Annotated in this window: 13 protein-coding genes and 1 tRNA gene; 5 read left to right on the top strand and 9 right to left on the bottom strand. The window is 58.5% G+C overall.

Going from position 1 to position 14,011, the window contains the following annotated elements; translation table 11 throughout:
• Window positions 1-90 (bottom strand) — tRNA-Ser (locus tag ACRESJ_RS26760).
• 308 nt (window positions 91-398) lie between these two features.
• On the opposite strand from ACRESJ_RS26760, the gene ACRESJ_RS26755 reads away from it, so the two are divergent.
• The 3 genes from ACRESJ_RS26755 to ACRESJ_RS26745 all read left to right on the top strand — a co-directional run bounded on the left by ACRESJ_RS26755 (window position 399) and on the right by ACRESJ_RS26745 (window position 3,183).
• Window positions 399-1,088 (top strand): crotonase/enoyl-CoA hydratase family protein, encoded by a 690-nt coding sequence (locus tag ACRESJ_RS26755; protein WP_431760541.1) that lies wholly within the window; start codon window positions 399-401, stop codon window positions 1,086-1,088.
• A 214-nt stretch (window positions 1,089-1,302) separates the two neighbouring features.
• Window positions 1,303-2,025, top strand: a complete 723-nt coding sequence (locus tag ACRESJ_RS26750; RefSeq protein WP_431760540.1) for a lysophospholipid acyltransferase family protein — start codon at window positions 1,303-1,305, stop codon at window positions 2,023-2,025.
• A 186-nt stretch (window positions 2,026-2,211) separates the two neighbouring features.
• Window positions 2,212-3,183: a magnesium and cobalt transport protein CorA gene (locus ACRESJ_RS26745; RefSeq protein ID WP_431760539.1), complete on the top strand. Its 972-nt coding sequence runs from the start codon at window positions 2,212-2,214 to the stop codon at window positions 3,181-3,183.
• 95 nt (window positions 3,184-3,278) lie between these two features.
• On the opposite strand, the gene ACRESJ_RS26740 is transcribed toward ACRESJ_RS26745, so the two are convergent.
• The 3 genes from ACRESJ_RS26740 to ACRESJ_RS26730 form a co-directional block, all read right to left on the bottom strand.
• The gene (locus ACRESJ_RS26740; protein WP_431760538.1) at window positions 3,279-4,004 is read right to left on the bottom strand and encodes an amidotransferase; all 726 of its coding nucleotides are present in this window, start codon (window positions 4,002-4,004) and stop codon (window positions 3,279-3,281) included.
• A gap of 95 nt (window positions 4,005-4,099) precedes the next feature.
• Complete coding sequence (locus tag ACRESJ_RS26735) at window positions 4,100-6,244, bottom strand: 3-hydroxyacyl-CoA dehydrogenase NAD-binding domain-containing protein (protein ID WP_431760537.1); 2,145 nt, start codon at window positions 6,242-6,244, stop codon at window positions 4,100-4,102.
• Window positions 6,245-6,268: 24 nt separating this feature from the next.
• Complete coding sequence (locus ACRESJ_RS26730) at window positions 6,269-7,474, bottom strand: acetyl-CoA C-acetyltransferase (RefSeq protein ID WP_431760536.1); 1,206 nt, start codon at window positions 7,472-7,474, stop codon at window positions 6,269-6,271.
• A gap of 283 nt (window positions 7,475-7,757) precedes the next feature.
• On the opposite strand from ACRESJ_RS26730, the gene ACRESJ_RS26725 reads away from it, so the two are divergent.
• A complete protein-coding gene (locus ACRESJ_RS26725) occupies window positions 7,758-7,970 on the top strand; it encodes a hypothetical protein (protein ID WP_431760542.1) in 213 nt (70 codons plus the stop codon).
• Between the two features lie 96 nt (window positions 7,971-8,066).
• Entirely contained in the window at window positions 8,067-8,888 is an 822-nt protein-coding gene (locus ACRESJ_RS26720) for a c-type cytochrome (protein WP_431760535.1), read from the top strand.
• Window positions 8,889-9,023: 135 nt separating this feature from the next.
• Here ACRESJ_RS26720 and ACRESJ_RS26715 read toward each other — a convergent pair whose 3' ends face one another.
• The 5 genes from ACRESJ_RS26715 to ACRESJ_RS26695 all read right to left on the bottom strand — a co-directional run bounded on the left by ACRESJ_RS26715 (window position 9,024) and on the right by ACRESJ_RS26695 (window position 13,851).
• Window positions 9,024-9,833, bottom strand: a complete 810-nt coding sequence (locus ACRESJ_RS26715) for a transglutaminase family protein (protein ID WP_431760534.1) — start codon at window positions 9,831-9,833, stop codon at window positions 9,024-9,026.
• Complete coding sequence (locus ACRESJ_RS26710) at window positions 9,830-10,780, bottom strand: alpha-E domain-containing protein (protein WP_431760533.1); 951 nt, start codon at window positions 10,778-10,780, stop codon at window positions 9,830-9,832. The genes ACRESJ_RS26715 and ACRESJ_RS26710 overlap by 4 nt, the downstream gene beginning before the upstream one ends.
• Window positions 10,781-10,792: 12 nt before the next feature.
• Window positions 10,793-12,202 carry a circularly permuted type 2 ATP-grasp protein gene (locus ACRESJ_RS26705; protein WP_150772593.1) on the bottom strand — a complete coding sequence of 470 codons (1,410 nt, stop codon included), beginning with the start codon at window positions 12,200-12,202 and terminating at the stop codon, window positions 10,793-10,795.
• 857 nt (window positions 12,203-13,059) lie between these two features.
• Complete coding sequence (locus tag ACRESJ_RS26700; protein ID WP_431760532.1) at window positions 13,060-13,404, bottom strand: ribonuclease E inhibitor RraB; 345 nt, start codon at window positions 13,402-13,404, stop codon at window positions 13,060-13,062.
• Between the two features lie 213 nt (window positions 13,405-13,617).
• The gene (locus ACRESJ_RS26695) at window positions 13,618-13,851 is read right to left on the bottom strand and encodes a hypothetical protein (RefSeq protein WP_431760531.1); all 234 of its coding nucleotides are present in this window, start codon (window positions 13,849-13,851) and stop codon (window positions 13,618-13,620) included.
• Between the last annotated feature and the right edge of the window lie 160 nt (window positions 13,852-14,011).

The following is a 14,011-nucleotide window of genomic DNA, read 5'->3' as shown; positions in this document are numbered from 1 at the left end:
TGGCGGTGAAGGAGAGATTCGAACTCTCGATACAGTTTCCTGTATACACACTTTCCAGGCGTGCTCCTTAAGCCACTCGGACACTTCACCGTATCTCTTCAAACAAGTTCTGTCTGTCGAGGCGCGCTAATGTAGTCGAAAGCTTTTCTGATGGCAAACATTTTTTTCAGAATTTTCATGCGGTTAACGCATTTAGTCGATTGCGCTCGCTCAAGGGCATGGCAAACCGGCCAATCTCCGGCTTCGCGCCTGCGTCTATATAGAGGGCAATGCGCGGCGGCGGCGGTGGGCGGCGCTGGTTGGATGGGTAAAGGGTGACTGGCGAGTCAGTCACGGCGCTTTACCTTGCTGGTAGCGGTGAGTAACTTCAGCCCATCTTTATAGAAAGGAATAGCGTCATGAGTGAGTTGATTTCGTACCATCTCGAAGACGGTATAGCGACCCTGACCTTGAGCAATGGCAAGGTCAACGCTATCTCTCCGGATGTGATTGCTGCCTTCAACGCTGCGCTGGATCAGGCGGTGGCTGATCGTGCGGTGGTGATCATTACCGGGCAACCGGGAATTCTGTCCGGCGGTTATGACTTGAAGGTGATGACGTCCGGTCCCAAGGAAGCCGTGGCACTGGTGACTTCCGGCTCGACATTGGCCCGTCGTCTGTTGTCGCATCCGTTCCCGGTGATCGTGGCTTGCCCTGGGCATGCCGTGGCCAAAGGTGCTTTCCTGCTGTTGTCGGCGGACTACCGCATCGGTGTCGACGGTCCGTTCAGCATCGGCCTGAACGAAGTGCAGATCGGCATGACCATGCACCATGCCGGCATCGAGCTGGCCCGTGATCGTCTGCGCAAGTCGGCGTTCCATCGCTCCGTGATCAATGGCGAGATGTTCAATCCGCAGACCGCCGTGGATGCCGGTTTCCTCGACGTCGTGGTATCCGCCGAAGAACTTCAAGGCGCTGCGCTGGCGGCGGCTCGTCAGTTGAAGAAGATCAATATGACGGCACACAAGAACACCAAGCTGAAGGTGCGTAAGGCGCTGCTCGATACCCTGGACAACGCAATCATTCTGGACCAGGAGCATATGGGCTAAGCCCTTCCCTGTTTCGGCGAAAAGCCCGACCGTCGTGTCGGGCTTTTTCGTACATGATCCGGTAAAACCTCCGTAACCTCTCTAAACCGCATCTGACCAACAAGTCGGAAACATGCGCACAAACATCGGCCATCTCCCACGTCTATAGCGACAATTGCCGAAAACAGTGCACATCCGTACACTGCGCCACCTTTTGTCCCGTTGGGGCCTGAAAATGCTGTTTGTTCTACGTATGTCGTTGATGGGACTGCACTTTATTGTCGCGGGTGTGCTGGGCGTCATTCTCGGCTTGTGCCGCCCTTTCAATCCGGACAACAGTCGCCTGTGCGCCCGCCTCTACGCGTGGCCGGCGATGTGTATTTTGCGTTTGCGGGTGAAGGCTGAAGTCGGGCCGCTGATGGATAAGCCCGACAGTTGCGTGATCATTGCCAACCACCAGTCCAACTACGACCTGTTTGTTTTCGGCAACGTGGTGCCACGCCGCACCGTTTGCATTGGCAAAAAGAGCCTGAAGTGGGTACCGCTGTTCGGGCAGTTGTTCTGGCTGGCCGGTAACGTGCTGATCGACCGTGGCAATGCGCAGAAAGCACGCCAGGCGATGTTGACCACCACCCACACCCTGCAAAACGAAGACACCTCGATCTGGGTGTTCCCGGAAGGCACACGTAACCTGGGTGAAGAGTTGCTGCCCTTCAAGAAAGGCGCGTTCCAGATGGCCATTGCTGCCGGTGTACCCATTGTGCCGGTGTGTGTCAGCAGTTACGTCAAGCACATGCGATTGAACCGCTGGCGCAGTGGGAAAATTCTGATCCGCTCGCTGCCGGCGATACCGACTGCCGGCTTGAGCCTGGACGACATGCCCATGCTGATGGCCCAGTGTCGTGATCAGATGCGCGAATGCATCGATTCGATGGACCGGCAACTGCAAGCCGCTTGAAAGAAACCCGCCTGGTGCGGGTTTTCTTTTGCCCGCGAACTTTCTCCTGCGACCGCTTACTTACGAACCATGCAGAATTCACTGACTCTCAAGCCTTGGACAGGGCTAAGCTGAACATTGCCTGCCACGGCCTTCATCAAGCATAGAAAGCGCCTAATAAAAGTTGCCAAGAAGTGAACCAAGACCATGGGTAGAGTTGTTGCTGCTGCGGTTTACAGCGCTGGAAAGAAAGTCACCAATATCACCCTCGACGAGGGTGCTGCCTGGGCGGCAAAGCCCGGCCACTTTGTCTGGATCGGCCTCGAAGAGCCCAATGCAGAGGAACTGTTCAATCTGCAACGCCAGTTCAACCTGCATGAACTGGCCATTGAAGATGCCCTTGAGAAACACAGCCGACCCAAGCTGGAAACCTTTGGCGATGCGTTGTTCATCGTCACCTATTCGCCGATACGCGAAGACGGAAAAATCTCGTTCATAGAAACCCATATTTTTGCCGGTAAGGGTTACATCATTACCGCGCGCAATGGTCATTCAGCGTCCTATGCCCACGTCCGGCAGCGTTGCGAGGCGCGTCCGTTGTTGCTGGAGCACGGTGAAGATTTCGTGCTCTATGCCCTCCTCGACTTCGTGATCGAGAACTACCAGCCGATGGGAGAGGCGATCCATGCCGAAATCGACGAGCTGGAGCGCAATGTCATGTGTGACTGCCTGAACGAGCGCGATATTCAAAAACTCCATAGCTTGCGCCGCGATGTATTGCGCCTTCGCCGTTATGCGGCACCGATGGTGGAGATCGGCGAGGAACTGCAAAAGCTCAGCTTCCCGTTCATCGACAAGAACATGCGACCGTACTTTCGCGATGTGCAGATTCATGTGACACGGCAAATGGAAGACCTGACGACCCTGGCCGAAATCGCCAGCCAGACCATTGAGGTCGGGGTGTTGCTGGAAGCGTCACGCCAGAGTGTGGTGCAACGCAAGTTTGCCGCATGGGCGGCGATTCTGGCGTTCCCGACGGCGGTGGCGGGGATTTACGGGATGAACTTTCAGAACATGCCTGAGTTGACCTGGCATTACGGGTATTTCGCGGTATTGGGGTTTATTACGGTGGGGTGTGCGGCGTTGTGGGCGAGTTTCAAGAAGTCGGGATGGTTGTAGTCAGGACCGAGTTGTCTGGACGAATCGCGAGCAGGCTCGCTCCCACAGGGTCCTCATCAATAGCGAGGATTCCTGTGGAAGCGAAGCTTTTACCGCTAAACCGCAGTTTCTGGCTTGTGCGCCACGAATCGCATCATCCACTCGGCAACCGTGGCGCCGTGGTGCTCATGATCCAGGCTCGCCACACCCTTCGAGTACACCTGCTCGCCCAGCGCCTGCTGACGAATCTCCAGCAGCGCCCGGGAGTAGTCGTGAATGAACTCCGGATGCCCCTGGAAGCACAGCACCTGGTCATTGATGTGGTACGCGGCAAACGGGCAGAAGTCGCTGGAGGCAATGACCGTAGCGTTTTCCGGCAGCGACGTGACCTGGTCCTGGTGACTGATCAACAGGGTCAGTTCTTCGCGCACGGGGCTCATCCATGGCGCCTTGGCGGCGAGTTTGTAGTTGTGGGTACCGACGCCCCAGCCTTGGGTCGCACGTTCACTCTTGCCACCTAGCAATAGCGCCAGCAATTGATGGCCGAAGCACACGCCCAGCAACTTGTCGCCACGCTTGTAGCGATCCAGCAGGTATTCCCTGAGGGTTTCAATCCACGGATCGGTACCGAAGGAATCGGCTTTGCTGCCTGTCACCAGATAGGCGTCGAAGGTCAGTTCATCGTCGGGATACTCACCCTGTACGACGTTGTAGATAGTGAATTCAGCGGCAATGGGTTGCTGCGAAAACAGGCGCTTGAACATCTGCCCGTAGCCCTGATACTGGTCGACCAATTCCGGACGCAGGTTGTCGGTTTCCAGAATGCAGATGCGTAACGACATAAAAAATACCTGACACGTGATGGGAATAATGCACACCCCAGAGCCTGCCTTGAAACACGGTATCAAGGCAAGCCCCATGGCGCGTCACTTGTCCCCTAGAACGCCTCACCTTTGGCAGCCTTTTCCAACAACAGCGCCGGCGGCGCAAAGCGCTCGCCATATTGCCCGGCGAGATATTGGGCACGGGCGACGAAATCCTTGATCCCGTACTGATTGATGAACTGCAGCGCACCGCCGGTCCAGGCCGCGAAGCCAATACCGAAGATCGAGCCGACGTTGGCATCGGCCGTGGAGGTCAGTACACCCTCCTCCACACAACGCACGGTTTCGATGGCCTGCACGAACAGCAACCGATCACGCACATCCTTGGGCGAAATCTGCCCATCGGCTCTCTCGAAGCGTGCCTTGAGTTCTGGCCACAAATGCTTCTGGTCGCCGGCCGGATACTCGTAGAAACCACCTCCCGCCGCCTTGCCCGGACGTTTGTACTCATTCAGCAGCAGGTCAATCACAGCGAACGCCGGATGTTCAATCAGCGGTTTCCCTTCTGCCTGAAGGTCTTTGGCGGTTTGCTGGCGGATATGGCTCATCAGACTGAGGGAAACTTCGTCAGAGATCGCCAGCGGCCCCACAGGCATGCCAGCCTTGCGCGCCTCGGTCTCGATCATGGGCGCGCTAACGCCTTCGCCGAGCATGGCAATGCCTTCATGGGTGAACGTGCCGAACACTCGGGACGTGAAGAACCCGCGACTGTCATTGACCACAATGGGCGTTTTCTTGATTTGCAGTACGAAATCAAACCCGCGAGCCAGGGTTTCATCGCTGGTGTTGGCACCCTTGATGATTTCCACCAGTGGCATTTTTTCCACGGGACTGAAGAAATGCAGACCGATGAATTTGCCTTGATCCGGCACCGCCTTGGCAAGGCCGCTGATCGGCAGGGTCGAGGTGTTGGAAGCGATCACCGCATCTGCGCCAACGATCTGCTGCGCCGCCAGTGAAACCCTGGCCTTGAGCTCACGGTCCTCAAACACGGCCTCGATGATCAGGTCGCATCCGCCGAGATCTGCATCGCTTTCAGTGGTGCGAATGCGGGCCAGCACGGCTTCACGTTGCTCAATGCTCATTTGTCCGCGAGCGACTTTCTTGTCCAGCAAGCCCGCAGAATGGGCCTTGCCCTTCTCGGCTGCCGCGAGATTGACGTCCTTGAGCACCACTTCGATTCCGGCCGATGCGCTGACAAAAGCGATACCCGCCCCCATCATCCCGGCGCCTAGCACGCCGACCTTTTTAGTCACGTAAGGCGCAAAACCCTGGGGGCGCGACCCTCCGGCGTTGATCTCGTTGAGCTGGAACCAGAACGTGCCGATCAGATTTTTCGACACCTGGCCGGTGGTCAGTTCGGTGAAGTAACGGGTTTCGATCAAGTGCGCCGTATCGAAATCCACCTGTGCGCCCTCGACGGCGGCGCAGAGGATTTTCTCGGGCGCGGGCATCGTGCCCTGGGTTTTGCTGCGCAGGATCGAAGGTGCAATCGCCAGCATCTGCGCGACTTTCGGATTCGAGGGTGTCCCACCGGGGATCTGGTAGCCCTTCACATCCCACCGCTGTACCGCCTCCAGATTAGCCAGAATCCACGCCCGCGCCTTGGCGAGCAACTCATCGTGATCCGCCGCCAGTTCATCGATCAAACCCGCCTGCAACGCCTGTTGCGGTCGCACTTTTTTACCTTCAAGCAGGTAGGGCAAGGCTTTTTCCAGACCGAGCATGCGCACCATGCGCACCACCCCACCACCACCTGGCAGCAAGCCGAGGGTCACTTCCGGCAGCCCGAGTTGCACCGACGAATCATCCAGTGCTACCCGGTGATGACAGGCCAGGCAGATTTCCCAGCCGCCGCCGAGTGCCGCGCCATTGATCGCGGCGACCACCGGTTTGCCGAGGGTTTCCAAAGCTCTTAGCTGGGCCTTGAGGCCGAGCACCATGTCGTAAAAGGCTTTGGCCTGGGGTTTGCCAACCTTGATCAGCTCGTTGAGGTCACCACCGGCAAAAAAGGTTTTCTTGGCAGAGGTGATGATGACGCCGGCGATGGTTTCCTTGTCGGCCACCAATCGGGCGATGCAGTCGGCCATGGCTTCGCGGTACACCGTATTCATGGTGTTGGCGCTCTGGCCCGGCATATCGATGGTCAGGACGACAATCTGGTCCTGACCCTTTTCGTAGCGAATGGCTTGGCTCATAAACAGGTTCCTTGAAGTCCGGACTCAGAGGCGTTCGATGATGGTGGCAATGCCCATGCCGCCGCCGACGCACAGGGTCGCGAGGCCATAACGCAGGCGCCGCGCTTCCAGCTCGTCGAGCAGCGTGCCGAGAATCGCGCAGCCTGTAGCGCCCAGCGGGTGGCCGAGGGCGATGGAGCCGCCATTGACGTTGACCTTGTCCGGGTCGACAGCCATGTCCTTAATGAACTTCAACACCACGGAGGCAAAAGCTTCGTTGACCTCGAACAGATCGATGTCTTCGATCCGCAGCCCGGCCTTGGCCAATGCCTTGCGAGTGGCCGGCGCGGGACCGGTAAGCATGATGGTCGGGTCGGTGCTGGTGACCGCCGTGGCGACGATCCGCGCCCGGGGTTGCAAGCCCAACCCCCGCCCCTTGGCTTCGGAGCCGATAAGCATCAATGCCGCACCGTCGACAATCCCGGAACTGTTGCCGGGCGTGTGCACATGGTTGATCCGCTCCACATGGCTGTAGACCCGCAATGCCGTGGCGTCGAAACCCATCTGCCCGAGCATTTCGAAACTCGGCTTTAGCTTGCCCAGGCCTTCCAAGGTCGACTCGGGGCGGATGAACTCATCGTGATCCAGGAGGATGATCCCGTTCTGATCCTGCACCGGCACCAGGGATTTTCTGAACGAACCATCGGCCCGTGCCCGCGCGGCTTTCTGTTGTGAGTGCAGCGCGTAGGCATCGACGTCCTGGCGGCTGAAACCTTCGATCGTGGCGATCAGGTCGGCGCCCACGCCTTGTGGGGTGAAATGGCTGTGCAGATTGGTCTGCGGATCGAGCGCCCAAGCCCCGCCGTCGCTGCCCATCGGCACCCGCGACATGGATTCGACGCCGCCGACCACCACCAGGTCTTCGAAGCTGGAGCGAACTTTCATCGCCCCCAGGTTCACCGCCTCCAGCCCCGAGGCGCAAAAACGATTGATCTGCACGCCAGCCACGCTGACATCCCAATCGGCTACTTGTACGGCGGTTTTGGCGATGTCGGAACCCTGGTCGCCGATGGGCGTCACGCAGCCCAGCACAACGTCGTCCACCTGACTGGTGTCCAGGTCCGTTCGCTGTTGCAGCGCCGTGAGCAACCCGGCCACCAGGTTCACCGGTTTGACACTGTGCAAGGCACCATCGGCCTTGCCCTTGCCCCGGGGCGTACGTAAGGCATCGAAAATCAACGCTTGGGTCATGACGTCCTCGATCTTGTTATTGTCGATTTTTGCGCAAGTAACGAGCCTCCACCTTATTCCGAGCGCCTGTGGATTCAATGACCGCAGCGCTCACACGCGTTGACGGTCACGCTCAGACGGACGGTCATGCACGGTTTGGTTAACCGGTTCAGGACACGCAGGTGTCTAGCAAAAGGCCGCCAAAGAAGCTGGCAATAGGCCTCATGCCTTTTTGATAGCAAATTTCGAGATCACCATACGAAATGGATCTAAACCAAGTGTGACGCTGGCTCTAAGGTACAAGTTGTACGAAGTTGTCGTCGGGTTTTGCCGAGGCGCTCGTGTTACAGGAAGTGCATCGCATGCCGTCATGGAGATATGCAGGCAGGCATCAGGAAATAACAAAAAAGGCGGTCAAGCCATGTTTAAACAATCGAAAGTTCGTCAAGCCGGGCTCATTCTTTTCGCCACCACGCTGCTGTTAATTGTGCCGAACCTGACCAAGGTGATCGGCTGACTCACGCGCCGAAGCTTTTATCGCCACGGTAAAAATGTGACTGGCTCGCTACCCGGGCCAGCGTGGCTGTGCCAACCTTTACGGCATTTCCACGACATGGACGGCGATCAATTGAAAACGCTCATTGTGTTCGGGGCCTTGCTGCTCAGCACGCCTCTGTATGCCGCACAGCTCAACCTGGAGCTGGGCGAGGACAGTCGTACCTGGCAAACCGAGGAGTTGCTCAAGCATCCTCAAATCCAGACCATCACCATCGCCAATGACGTCTCCTACAAGCGCGATATGACCTATCGCGCCGTACCCTTGGCCGCGTTGCTGACCGGCATAAAATCAGACGACCATTTGCAAGCCGTGGCATCGGACGGTTTTGCCGCCGAACTGGCAGCGGCGCCACTGCTCGCCTCGGCAGGGTCGCGCGCCTGGCTGGCAATTGAAGACCCGGCCAATCCCTGGCCGCCCCGATCCGAAGGCACGCACAGCGCCGGGCCGTTTTATCTGGTCTGGACCGATCCACGGGCGGGCAATATCAGCCCGGAACAATGGCCATTCGAACTTGCCAGTATCAAGCGCCTGGCGCCGGTGGCTCAGCGCTTCCCTGCCCTGCTGCCGGATCCCGCGTTGAAAGCGGACGACCCGGTGAACAAGGGTTTTGCACTGTTCCAGAAAAACTGCCTGGCCTGCCATCGTCTCAATGGTGCCGGGGATGCCCAGTTCGGGCCGGACCTGAACATTCCGTACAACCCGACCGAGTACATCGGTGCGGACTTCCTCAAGCGCTACATTCGCGACCCGCAGAGCCTGCGCCAGTGGCCACAGGCAAGGATGCCGGGGTTCACCACCGAGGTGCTACCGGATGAGGATCTGGAGAGTTTGGTGGGGTATTTGAAGCATATGGCGGGGCGCAAGGTTAAGCCTTGACCGATCGTAACTGATCGTTCCCACGGCTCTGCGTGGGAATGTAGCCCGGGACGCTCCGCGTCCCCATCAAGAGCCGAACGCAGAGTGTCCGTTGAGGCATTCCCACGCAGAGCGTGGGAACGATCTGTACGGAACTTACTGCTGTTGTACGGAGATCACCGGCGCGGGTGTAGGTGAAACAAACACTTTCGCATGCATCTGCTCGCAGCCACCGCCCCGGCGCATCCCGCGCACCGGGCAGGCATCCAGGTAATCCAGTCCTACCGCCAGTTTCAGATGCCGTTCAGGGCGCGCCAGTTCATTGGTTACGTCGAAGCTGTACCAGGCATCATCCAGCCACGCTTCGGCCCACGCGTGGCTGGCCAGGTGTTCACAGTTTTCACTGTACAGATACCCCGAGACATACCGCGCGGGAATGCCCAGGCTGCGGGTGCAGGCTAGGAACGCGTGGGTATGGTCCTGGCAAACCCCCGAACGCCCGGCGAAGGCTTGGGCGGCACTGGTATCCACTTCGGTTGCGCCCGGTGTGTAGGTCATGTGCTGGTTAAGGCCATGCATCAAATCGATCAATGCCGTGCGATCGCGGCGCTGTTTGCACGCCTTCTCGGCAAACGCGCGCAGGGCAGCGTCCGCTTCGGTCAGCCGCGTAAAACGCAGGAACGGCAACGCCGACTGGCTCTCGTGCTCGGCTTCGCGTAGCTCATCGATGTCGACCTGTCCTCGGGCACCGATAATGATCGCCTCATGGGGCTCGTCCATGGTCAACACATGCAAGATGTTGCCGAACGGATCGAGTTGCGCGCGCACTGGACGCGGCAGGTCGAGTTGCCAGCTCAGCACGTGCTGGCGCTCGCTGTCGTGGGGTGTCAGTCGCAAGTACTGGATGCTCGCCCGCACCTGATCTTCGTAGTGATAGGCGGTCTCGTGGCTTATGGAAAGTCTCATGCAGCCTCCAGGTAGGAACTGTGAATGGCGTTACCCAACTGGCGCACCAGCGGGATGAACTCGGTGAGCCAGGCGTGCAGGCCTTCGTCGAGAATTTCATTGATGCCGGTGTAGCGCAGGCGGGCGTCGATTTCCGCCGCCATGCGCTGTGCAGGACGACCGTTGGCGCCCGGCAGTTGCGCGAGAATCTGATCGATCTCTTCGGTGCAGGCGCGCAAGGAGCGTGGGACATCCGCCCGCAGCAACAGCAGCTCGGCCACGTGCCTCGCACCGGGGGCGTCGCGGTAGATTTCGGTGTACGCCTCGAAAGATGACAAGGCCCGCAACAACGCACTCCACTGATAGTAAGCGTGTGCCGTGCCGTCGCTGACCGCTTCGGCCTGATCGCCGGCCATTTCGTAACGGGCATCAAGCAAGCGCAAAGTGTTGTCGGCCCTTTCGATGAAGGTTCCCAGGCGAATGAAACGGAAAGCATCGTTACGCATGATGGTGCCGTAGGACGCGCCACGGAACAGGTGGGAACGCTCCTTGATCCACTCGCAGAAACGGCTCATGCCGTAGCGGCTGAGGCCCTGTTCGGCAATACCGCGAATCTCCAGCCAGGTTGCGTTGATGTTTTCCCACATGTCCGCCGTGATTCGCCCGCGCACCGCATGGGCACTGGCCCGCGCCGCGCCGAGGCAGCTGTAGATGCTCGCCGGGTTGGCGGCGTCCAGGGCGAAGAAATGCAACAGACGCTCGGCATGCAGCTCGCCATGGCGTTCGAGGTAATCGTCCAGGGTGCCGGTGATCAACAACGGCATGGCCAGTTCGTGCAGACCGTCGCCACGGCCATCCTGTGGCATCAACGACAGCGAATAACTGATGTCGAGCATCCGTGCGAGATTTTCCGCCCGCTCCAGGTAACGCGACATCCAATACAAATCCGAGGCAGTTCTACTTAGCATGACAGGCTTCCTTCAATCCTCGACCACCCAGGTGTCCTTGGTTCCGCCACCCTGGGAGGAATTCACCACCAGCGAGCCTTCACGCAAGGCGACACGGGTCAAGCCACCGGGCACGACCCGGGTTTCGCGGCCAGACAATACAAACGGACGCAGATCGATATGGCGCGGCGCAATGCCGTTCTCGACAAAGGTCGGACAGGTCGACAGCGACAGCGTCGGTTGCGCGATGTAGGCATGGGGTTTGGCAATGATTCGCGCGCGAAAGGCTTCGATTTCCGCCGCTGTCGCCGCCGGGCCTACCAACATCCCGTAACCGCCGGAACCTTGGGTTTCCTTAACCACCAGTTCTGGAAGGTTGGCCAGTACGTGGGAAAGCTCAGACGGGTTGCGACACTGCCACGTGGGAACGTTCTGCAGGATCGGCTCTTCATCCAGATAGAAGCGGATCATGTCGGTAACGAACGGATACACCGATTTGTCGTCCGCCACGCCGGTGCCGATGGCATTGGCCAGCACCACGTTGCCGGAACGGTAGGACGACAGCAGCCCCGGCACGCCCAGCATGGAGTCCGGATTGAACGCCAGCGGATCGAGGAACGCATCGTCGAGGCGACGGTAGATCACGTCGACAGCCTTCGGCCCGTCGGTGGTGCGCATGTAGACCTTATCGTCACGCACGAAAAGATCCGCGCCTTCCACCAGCTCCACGCCCATTTCCCGCGCCAGGAACGCGTGCTCGAAGAACGCGCTGTTGAAGCGCCCCGGCGTCAGCACCACCACGCTCGGGTTATCGATCGGGCTTGAGCTTTTCAGGGTGTCGAGCAACAGGTTCGGATAGTGGTCGATGGGGGCGATGCGTTGCGCTGCGAACAGTTCAGGGAACAGCCGCATCATCATCTTGCGGTCTTCGAGCATGTAGCTCACGCCGCTCGGTGTACGAAGGTTGTCTTCAAGCACGTAGTACGTGCCGTCGCCGTCGCGCACCAGGTCGACGCCGGAGATGTGCGAATAGATATCCCGGTGCAGATCCAGCCCTTGCATCGCCAACTGATATTGCTCGTTGGCCAGCACCTGCTCGGCCGGAATGATGCCGGCCTTGATGATGCGCTGCTCGTGGTAGAGGTCGGCGAGGAACATGTTCAAGGCCTTGACCCGCTGAATGCAGCCGCGCTCGACGACTCGCCACTCGCTGGCGGGGATACTGCGGGGAATGGTGTCGAAGGGAATCAGGCGCTCTGTCCCTTGCTCATCACCGTAGAGCGTGAATGTAATCCCGGCGCGATGAAATAACAGATCGGCCTCGCGTCGCCGTTGTGCCAAAAGCTCGTCAGGCGTTTCGGCCAGCCAACGGGCAAACTCCCGATAATGCGGGCGGACCTGGCCGCCGGCATCGTACATCTCATCAAAATAGGTGCGGATCATGCCGTACTCCTTGTCACCCGGACATACGGACCTTCGCAAGGCCCGTGCCATCGGCATAAACGCTTAAATTTCAATCGGTTGGATAATCAACTCGCACACACCGCACCAATCCTGTGCGTTAAATGCCCCAACCCGATCGCCCCCGCTTCATTGCAAGGCGAAGTTGTCGCCTGTCTCCAGCATAGTCCGTAGGAGCCGGCTTGCTGGCGAAGTGGCCATTGAGTTACGCGTTGCTCCTTCGGACGCCATCGCTGGCAAGCCAGCTCCCACAGGGATTGGGGAGGTCCGCAGAATCCAGGTCGGCTGTAAGGCCGCCTTCGCGAGCAAGCCCGCTCCTACAGTTGATGCGCATACACATTGCTTCTCACCACTCAACAGGCCGAGCGTTAGCTCGCCTGCAGCTCTTGATCTTGATCCACCCGCCCCATCGGCAGGCTGAGTGGAGGTATGCATCCGGGGATTGGCGCGCAGCGCCGTTCGACGCAGTCGAACTCATCGCATGTAGGTGCCAGCGAAGCCAACCGGAGGGCGATGCCCCCGGATGGATGCCGGAGCGAAGGTACCCCGAGCCTTAGCGAGTGGGCCGTACGAAAGGGGCGAGCGTTTTTTTGGTTACTTTTTTTAGGCGCTTGTAAAAAAAGTGACTCGCCGTAAGGGCGAAACCATAAGCCGCCGTTACCGCAGCAATGGATATGTACTCAATAAAAAATCCCTGTCGGCTCTAAGGCCGCCATCGCTGCGTTACGACGACCCGACAAGCCAGCACCCATAGGTTTGAGTTGGATTTTTCAGCGACGAAAACGAAAACGGCCAACCCGAAGGTCAGCCGTTATCACTGGTTCTTGCTGTTCATAAGGTTATGCGAGTCGCCCTCGTACCTCCTGTTTGACACCCCAGCCCTCAATGATGCCGCCCAACGGCTCGACCACCGCTTCGAACCCCTGTTCGAAATCGCCGATGTCATCGTAGGTGGCGTACATCACCTTGCTCAGTTCGAGCGACCATGCGCCATCGTCGCGCACACTGATTTGCGCATTCAAGGATTCACCATGATGGAAATGACGTGCCGCCCTGCGTGCCCGCTCCTCGTCCGGGAAAATGGCGTAGAACTCGATCGGATGGAATCGTGAAAAGTCGAAACCGCCTTCTTTCATGCGGCGCAGCACGCTGCTGCTGATGTCTTCTTGATAGGCTGTGCTCATGAAACGTCCTCCTCAATCTGATGGATAGACTTTCCGTACTCCCTACGCGCGCAACCCGATGTGCGAACGATTCGGCAATCGATGTGCCGGCGGGAAACAAGCATGGAGCTGACAAGACCAGACCTTAGCGATCCATTCGCTGATCTCGCTTGCAGATTAGCCTCAAGAGAGAGCCGCTGCCAAGGTCTGGTTGAGAATGTGACTGAAGGCGTATCAGATCGGGGTAATACTGAGGATTTGGATGCTGTTCTGTGTCTTGAGGTTTTTAACGCTGGCGTCAACGGTTCGCCCTTCCAGATCGTTCAGGTCGAGCTTTGCAGCAACAGGAAGGAACCGTTCCTTGATGAGTTTGGCGGCCTGCTCGTGACTCGGGCATTCCTCGCACTCAAAGACTTCGTTGATCGTTTGTCCATGATCATCCACGAAAGTGACTTTCCACTCTGACATCGCAGCCTCCTCGATCAAACCCGTAAATGGGCTTACATCTATCTCGACCAACTTAGCTGGCTAATGTTCCGGTGGATGTCTGTAGGAGCGAGCTTGCTCGCGAAAAACGTTAACGATGACGCGAGCATCCTGAATGGTCGCGGCGTCTACAGGTTTTTCG

Origin of the sequence: Pseudomonas sp., from assembly GCF_050739655.1 — a bacterium.
Taxonomy (GTDB): domain Bacteria; phylum Pseudomonadota; class Gammaproteobacteria; order Pseudomonadales; family Pseudomonadaceae; genus Aquipseudomonas.
The sequence above is the reverse complement of the archived record's forward strand: the minus strand, read 5'-3'. Positions and strand labels throughout refer to the sequence as shown.

Bases quoted from the DNA above. Each gene is read 5' to 3' on its own strand.
- ACRESJ_RS26755 (WP_431760541.1), top strand. From the start codon at position 399: ATGAGTGAGTTGATTTCGTACCATCTCGAAGACGGTATAGCGACCCTG.
- ACRESJ_RS26730 (WP_431760536.1), bottom strand. From the start codon at position 7,474: ATGACCCAAGCGTTGATTTTCGATGCCTTACGTACGCCCCGGGGCAAG.
- ACRESJ_RS26700 (WP_431760532.1), bottom strand. From the start codon at position 13,404: ATGAGCACAGCCTATCAAGAAGACATCAGCAGCAGCGTGCTGCGCCGC.
- ACRESJ_RS26710 (WP_431760533.1), bottom strand. From the start codon at position 10,780: ATGCTAAGTAGAACTGCCTCGGATTTGTATTGGATGTCGCGTTACCTG.
- ACRESJ_RS26745 (WP_431760539.1), top strand. From the start codon at position 2,212: ATGGGTAGAGTTGTTGCTGCTGCGGTTTACAGCGCTGGAAAGAAAGTC.
- ACRESJ_RS26705 (WP_150772593.1), bottom strand. From the start codon at position 12,202: ATGATCCGCACCTATTTTGATGAGATGTACGATGCCGGCGGCCAGGTC.
- ACRESJ_RS26715 (WP_431760534.1), bottom strand. From the start codon at position 9,833: ATGAGACTTTCCATAAGCCACGAGACCGCCTATCACTACGAAGATCAG.
- ACRESJ_RS26750 (WP_431760540.1), top strand. From the start codon at position 1,303: ATGCTGTTTGTTCTACGTATGTCGTTGATGGGACTGCACTTTATTGTC.
- ACRESJ_RS26740 (WP_431760538.1), bottom strand. From the start codon at position 4,004: ATGTCGTTACGCATCTGCATTCTGGAAACCGACAACCTGCGTCCGGAA.
- ACRESJ_RS26735 (WP_431760537.1), bottom strand. From the start codon at position 6,244: ATGAGCCAAGCCATTCGCTACGAAAAGGGTCAGGACCAGATTGTCGTC.
- ACRESJ_RS26695 (WP_431760531.1), bottom strand. From the start codon at position 13,851: ATGTCAGAGTGGAAAGTCACTTTCGTGGATGATCATGGACAAACGATC.
- ACRESJ_RS26720 (WP_431760535.1), top strand. From the start codon at position 8,067: ATGGACGGCGATCAATTGAAAACGCTCATTGTGTTCGGGGCCTTGCTG.